Genomic DNA, 6,480 nt, shown 5'->3' on the forward strand with positions numbered 1-6,480 from the left:
CAGGATCTCTTTTGGCCAAGCACTATCTTTACTGTCAGTTAAGTCAATTAAATGGATTGGGAGCCGGTACATACCGGCAATTTTTGGTTCACACACCACGCATCTAAAGATAAAAGCCCAAAATTCGCATGTAAAAAGGGTTTTAAAGGCGTTTGAATAGACGAGAAATTGCTTGCAAAAAACTTAGTAAAAGATACTTAAATACTTGAAATTTATTAAATAGTTAATGCAAGCACTATTGCAAGCATTAAAATTTATATTTCCCTTTTAACATCAATAGTTTAGTGCGCAAGCAATGATAAAATGTTTGTGCAAGCATAAATGCCTAATTAAATATTAATTATTAGTATCTTAGGTGCAAGCAATATATCTTTATAGTCAGTAAATTACCATTTTGTCACTTTTACCAATCGTTTCGATACAAGAACAGGCTCATGAATTGGCTATTTATATGCTTTAGAAATACGTACTCAAAAAAGAGATTTTTTTATGCTTAATATCTGATAAATATGACTATCTATGAGTACACTCATTTGTACGTGAAATAGTGGTTAATGGTTTTTAACATTCTGTTTTTATTTATAAAAGTTGAGTACATATCCTTTTCCCTCATGTGTACTCTTAGACACTAAAAAACAACTGTAAGGTTTTGAAAAATATTGAAAATAATGAGTACTTATTAGGATTCTATAATTATGAGCAATTTTATTGTCGATTCAGCCAACATTGTTTCATTTCCTCGGCCATGTGACTTCTGTGAATCAAAGGAAAATGTTCAAAAATTTGCAGGGCTGATGCTTTGTGGAAATTGCCAGGAAAACATCCGGATAACCAATCTTGGTATGTTTGAGGCCAATGAGCAGATTGAACAAAAAGCCCAAGATTAATTTGGGCTTTTTAGTGGTTAATCCTATTATTTTATTTTCATTAAATCAGCCAAAAATAAAGTATAAAAAGTTGGCATTAATAAAAAGAAACCTATAGCTATCATAATAGTACCTGAGATAACTTTGTTATTTGACCTATTCAATAGAGGTGTGGCTTTATCCTCGACAAAAGCTATAAGTCCAATGATAAACAGTATCAATAAACATACTGTACCGACTCCTAAAAACAGTGCTTGTATATGCATTTCCAAATAAAAAAATTTGGTAGTTTGGACTGCTGTGAAAAAGAGGACGATTGCGACAATGCTTATATTTATGAGCCCACCAATGAAATCATTGAATAGCTTTTGCCAAGGTTTTTGCTGCATATGTATATCCTGCTGTATGAACTCTAAATTTAGAAGTCTAGAGGATTGAACGTTACATAAGTGATTGTATGTTCAATAGAACGTCATATTCCGACGCTCTCATTCGTTTAGACCTTTGTTTAACTATCTATTATTGTTAGATTTTAAAAATATTTTTATTAAAAGGTTTACGAAATGACTGTAAAAGTTAAGAAAGAGAATTTGCAAGATAGTCTATATAAATATACTTGGTCTCGTGATGAAGGTGATGCTCCGTATAAAGGAACATCAGATAGAGTTAAAGTAGATAAAGATGAAGGTTATGAAGTGGTATATTTCATTGAAAAATTTATGAATAAGCACCGCTTAGAATATACCCACCATGCCCATGCCATTGAAGATGCTCTACATGCTAAAGCTCTATCGGGCATTGTTTATAGAGATGATTTAATTAGAGAAATTGAAAAAAAGTTAGGTTATTCATAGTTTAGTAATAGCTGACAAAGGCCCAATAGGGGCCTTTCGTATAAGAGATTTTATGTTAAATGAAAAGGCACCATGAAAGGTGCCTAAGATCATATATTGGATTCAATAAAACTTTCTATATCTTCTCTTTCAAAAATGTAGTGGCCTTTACGTTTATATATAGACTCTAATAAAATTAGTAGTTTATGTACTGTGCTTATAGGATTAATTGAATTAACAGAAATTTGATGTTCAATTAATTTTTGGGAATTATATATAGCGTTTCTATATTGAGGAATTAAATTTTTAATACTTTCTCTATTTGTTTCAGAGTACTCATTATCAAAATTCTGTTGAAAGTATTCTTTTACAGAATCGCCTATAGATTTTTTTTTCCTTATAGTGTGAAAGGGTCTAGTACATATTTCAAAATGAAGACAGAAAAACACTTCAATGCAAGGAAATGAATATATAGGAAAAATTTCTGTAGTCTTGGATCGATATCTGCTAATTAAATCAAGAAAAGATTTATTTTTCACAGTATCTAGATCAAATATACAAAATATATAAGTATATTCATTCCCATTTTTTGCTTCTGACTTTGCAGATTTGATAGCATCATTAATAATTCCTACACTATCTGTATGCGTACTTTTTCTTACAAAAACAGTGTCTAAGGACATACTATCAATCAGTTCTTGAAAATAAATTTCTTCTGACTCTCCTTCTGTAAGGATTAGTATTCTAGGAATAACGCTACGATTACCAGCTGAACGATTAGCAATCTTACGATCTTCTCTAGCTTTTCGATTAGCTAGAATTCTTTTCTTAGCTATGTCATCAGTACCCATTAAAAAATCTCTTTATTCATTATTTTAAATATGGTGTAGCACCATATCTTCCTGATAAGTATCGTAGTTCCCAGTTTTCTCGATCATTCCTAGGATTAAATTCTAGTAAAGAATATAGGGATGAAGATTGTTCTTGATCTTTTTCTACAAAGTAAATTTGATCTTTTCTCAAGAATTCTGGATCAATTAAATGAGTGTCATGAGTTACACAAACCATCTGACTATCAGTTGTTTCATGAAATGTTTTTAAGAAATTTCTAACTAAAAGAGGATGTAAAGCAGAACTTAGCTCATCAACGTAAAACGTTTTAGGTGTTTGTTCTAAAACAAGAGGTGATAAAGCAAATAGCTTATGAGTGCCGTGAGACTCTAACCCGAATTCAAAAGGTATTAAGTCACCATCGGAATCCTTATGGAAGGTTTGAATATCATAAACCACCTTATCATTGAAATTTTTAAGAATTTTTTCTCTCATTTCTGGAGGCATATCCTTATCACTTTTAATGATTTTTTCTGCTAATGATGAGCTATCAACATCGACATTGATGATATCAATATCTTGTTTACGAATAAATTCCAGAAAATTTTGTTTGAAGGCATTATCTGTATTGATTTGCTTTGCTGCATCTTCTAATGAAGATTGTTCTAAGAGGAACTTATCAAACCAATCATAAACGGGTTTTAAAAACTTGCTATTGTCTTGGATGGCTTTTGATAAAAATAGAACTTTATCAGATGTTTTTAATGCAATATCGTCATAGATCCTTTTGGGTTTTAAGTCATCACCAAAGCTATAAATATACTCATCTGAATCAGATAACTCTCTAGTGAAAATATTTTTCTTATATTTTTTAGGATAATAAGAAAGATATTCGGAATAAATTTTTTGGGAGTCTAGTAACGTTGAGTAGTTGTACCTAATACCATTACATAAGAAATTAATTTCAAAACTAGTTGGGCTAGCACTACTTTCTTTGTCTAGACGGAATGGCATAACATCCAATTCATCATTCGGAGCATTAGATACTGAAGTTACGACTAATTGTTTTAATCGGTGTAAAGCAGACAAAAAGTTAGATTTACCTGATGCATTTGGACCATAAATAACGGCTACCTTTAAGAGCTTAAGTCCTGTAATAGGTGTCTCTAATAGATGACTACTATGTGCTAAATTTTTATTATCGGCGACAAAACTTAATGTCTGTTCCTCCCTAAAAGAGAGGAAGTTTTGTACAGTGAAGTCAATAATCATATATAAACCTTAAGTTTTATGGATATTTTATCCATAGAATCGATTATTCATCATAAATTTTACTATATCAAACTTATTTCAAGATCTAAGTAAATTTATTTATGATTTTGACTTTTTAGTATTTCTAAAATTAACATAATGCACGTTATACGAAATGCGTTATAATTATCTTTATTAATCAATGCTGTAGTTACATGATTTTAGCCCACATACCCTCTGGTGGGCTTTTTTTATGATTTTTCACGTTCCACGCCTATTATTTAATCAATGTTTCACGACTTTGTTCATATTAGTTAAACAATCGTGGTTAATCATAGGGTCTAAAAAAACGGCTCCAAAAGCCCCTTTTCTCCGGCTCCTGTTCAACGTGCTCCGGCACTGGAATCCGCTTATTTTCAGTCGTATCCGGTTCTTTCTGCGGCATGGCGATGACTTCTACTTTTTCCTCTGTCATCGGCTCAGCCTGAGTAGGCTCTGGGTCGATAGACGTAGGGATATGAGGTTTTGGGGCCTCTAATAAGCGTTGCATAGCTTCAATTTGTTCTTGATAGAAAGATTCACGTTCTAATGATTGATTCTCTCTAAGTAAAGCTTGATTCAATTGTTTTTCAAGTATGTCAACTTGTCGTTTTAATAAGTCAACTTCAGTCAAGTTTTGACTGTTAGTTGATTGACTCTGATTGACATTTGATGTTTTATTTTGAGGTTCTCCAAATACTCTTAAAGCTTCTGAAAAGTCAATTAACCCATCAGAACCTTTCGATAAATTTCCTTTATTTATATGGGCATATATAGCTTGTCTTGAATATCCATACAGCTTAGCTAATTCTGAAACTGATAATTTTTTCATATTGTAAACTGGGGTTAAATTGAGTTAATACTTTACTGTTAATTTGACAATGTCAATTTACAAACCTATTTAAATCCTAATTCTTTTAGATATGGAGAGTATTCTTTAATTTTTTTAGGATCTGTTAAGTCTCCAGAGATTCTAATTATAAAGTCATCATAGCTTTCACCAGCTTTACTATATTTTGATGCGAATGTGGGTTCATACGCTAACTTACCAGAGAACAAAAGAATCTGTTTATCTGTCAATTGGCCAATCAGTTCTAACTGTTCATTGCTTGTTTTAGAAATATTTTTAACTGATGTCTTTGGCTTAAATGAAAAACTATAGCCTGAGATTGATCGCCCAGTTTTATGCTGTTCAGACTTAACTTTGATATCTGTAAAAGTATTGATTTGGGATATAGCTATATCTAGAACTCTTCTTTTGAAATTATCTGAGCGCGTGTATTCATCATCTGCAATACCAAGTTGCTGCCTAAATTCTGAAATCTCAAATACTGGAGTTTGACCAGTGGTGCGCCAAGCAACTAATAGTTCGTAAAGTCTAGTTGCATATCTGCTTGTCAATTGACTTACTTGCTTTAATTCATAGCTAGTAAAGCGTTCCTCAAGCCTTGTAATTAATGGGACGACAGCTGGTGAAAAGATAAGACTTACAGATGCTTCATTATCAATATAGCTAATTTCGCTTACCCAACGGCTATGAGTAGTTTTTACATTACCTTTATCTGTTAAAGATTGATAAGTAAATCTCCTATCAAATAGGACCTTACTTGCCTCTTTCAAAACAGCATAAGCCGTATGTTTTTCTACACCGAAATTCTCAATATAGCTTGATGCATGAATTACCAACGCATCATTAGCATTGATTCCTTTACCTGTTTGTCTGGCTTCAATGATTGCTAATAGAACTAACCTTTGCTCAACTAAATCAAGGTTATAACTTGCGTTAATTAAAGCATTATCTTTGACAACTAAGTCTTTCATTATTCTTATTACTACATCATAAAATGATGTAGTAATACTACATGAAATATTGGAGTAGTCAAATGGTCGATAAACGTAGTGATATGGGTCGATAAACGTAGTGATATGGGTCGATAAACGTAGTGATATGGGTCGATAAACGTAGTGATATAAGCTCTTAAACCCTTATGTATAAAGGCTTATAGCAGGTCTAAAAGTATTTAAAAACTTTAAAAATTATTAAAAGCCTTAGGAGGGAAAAATTGCCCTTGGTTTTCGCTACGCTCAAACTCTATTGAATCTCGCTTTCGCTCGATTCGTGGAGCAATTTTTTAGATCATCCTGTTGTGACTTTGAGAAAAAGCAAAAGCAAGAGCAAAAGAAACTCGGAATTCGCTTCGCTCATAAAGCTTTTTTACTCGCTACGCTCGATCTAGGCCCAATTTTCTGCACGTGATTTACGCTTATTTAGACTTCACGTCCTAAAAAGCTGTTTTTCAGAGGGTCGAGGTGCGAATTTTGATGGTTCGCTCGTAGACACTCGCTCTATCCATCCCGATTAGAATAAAAATATCCTCTATTTGGTGCTCATTTGCGTTTTTTGACCTGATTACTCATTTCAATAGTAGCTTCTATGCCTTAAGTAAAAACGTGGCTGAAATCGCATGTGAGAGCGTTTTAACTTGGGTTTTATTTTTAATCTGTAGGCCAGAGTTTCCGCTTATAGATTTTTCTCTTAGAAACACAATAGTCAGGATCTCTTTTGGCCAAGCACTATCTTTACTGTCAGTTAAGTCAATTAAATGGATTGGGAGCCGGTACATACCGGCAATTTTTGGTTCACACACCACGCATCTAAA

The 6,480-nt window shown here is 32.7% G+C and carries 8 protein-coding genes; 2 read left to right on the top strand and 6 right to left on the bottom strand.

Annotated elements, in window-relative coordinates; genetic code table 11:
- Window positions 1-695 precede the first annotated feature (695 nt).
- Entirely contained in the window at window positions 696-887 is a 192-nt protein-coding gene (locus ACE01U_RS16885) for a hypothetical protein (RefSeq protein WP_348925065.1), read from the top strand.
- Between the two features lie 26 nt (window positions 888-913).
- Here the strand turns inward: ACE01U_RS16885 and ACE01U_RS16890 are convergent, their stop codons facing one another.
- Window positions 914-1,255, bottom strand: a complete 342-nt coding sequence (locus ACE01U_RS16890) for a hypothetical protein (RefSeq protein ID WP_348925066.1) — start codon at window positions 1,253-1,255, stop codon at window positions 914-916.
- 174 nt (window positions 1,256-1,429) lie between these two features.
- Here ACE01U_RS16890 and ACE01U_RS16895 point away from each other — a divergent pair, with 174 nt between their 5' ends.
- A complete protein-coding gene (locus ACE01U_RS16895; protein WP_348925067.1) occupies window positions 1,430-1,720 on the top strand; it encodes a hypothetical protein in 291 nt (96 codons plus the stop codon).
- Between the two features lie 89 nt (window positions 1,721-1,809).
- Here ACE01U_RS16895 and ACE01U_RS16900 read toward each other — a convergent pair whose 3' ends face one another.
- From ACE01U_RS16900 to ACE01U_RS16920, 5 genes are all read right to left on the bottom strand, one after another.
- Complete coding sequence (locus tag ACE01U_RS16900) at window positions 1,810-2,550, bottom strand: RloB family protein (protein WP_395580006.1); 741 nt, start codon at window positions 2,548-2,550, stop codon at window positions 1,810-1,812.
- Window positions 2,551-2,569: 19 nt separating this feature from the next.
- Window positions 2,570-3,802, bottom strand: a complete 1,233-nt coding sequence (locus ACE01U_RS16905) for an AAA family ATPase (RefSeq protein ID WP_395580007.1) — start codon at window positions 3,800-3,802, stop codon at window positions 2,570-2,572.
- 307 nt (window positions 3,803-4,109) lie between these two features.
- Complete coding sequence (locus tag ACE01U_RS16910) at window positions 4,110-4,652, bottom strand: plasmid replication DNA-binding protein (RefSeq protein WP_348925068.1); 543 nt, start codon at window positions 4,650-4,652, stop codon at window positions 4,110-4,112.
- Between the two features lie 65 nt (window positions 4,653-4,717).
- Window positions 4,718-5,641: a replication initiation protein RepM gene (gene repM / locus ACE01U_RS16915; protein WP_119383610.1), complete on the bottom strand. Its 924-nt coding sequence runs from the start codon at window positions 5,639-5,641 to the stop codon at window positions 4,718-4,720.
- Between the two features lie 611 nt (window positions 5,642-6,252).
- A partial coding sequence (locus ACE01U_RS16920; RefSeq protein WP_395580008.1) for a hypothetical protein occupies window positions 6,253-6,480 on the bottom strand: 228 nt, incomplete at its 5' end.

It is taken from the genome of Acinetobacter halobius (assembly GCF_044130335.1).
GTDB lineage: Bacteria > Pseudomonadota > Gammaproteobacteria > Pseudomonadales > Moraxellaceae > Acinetobacter.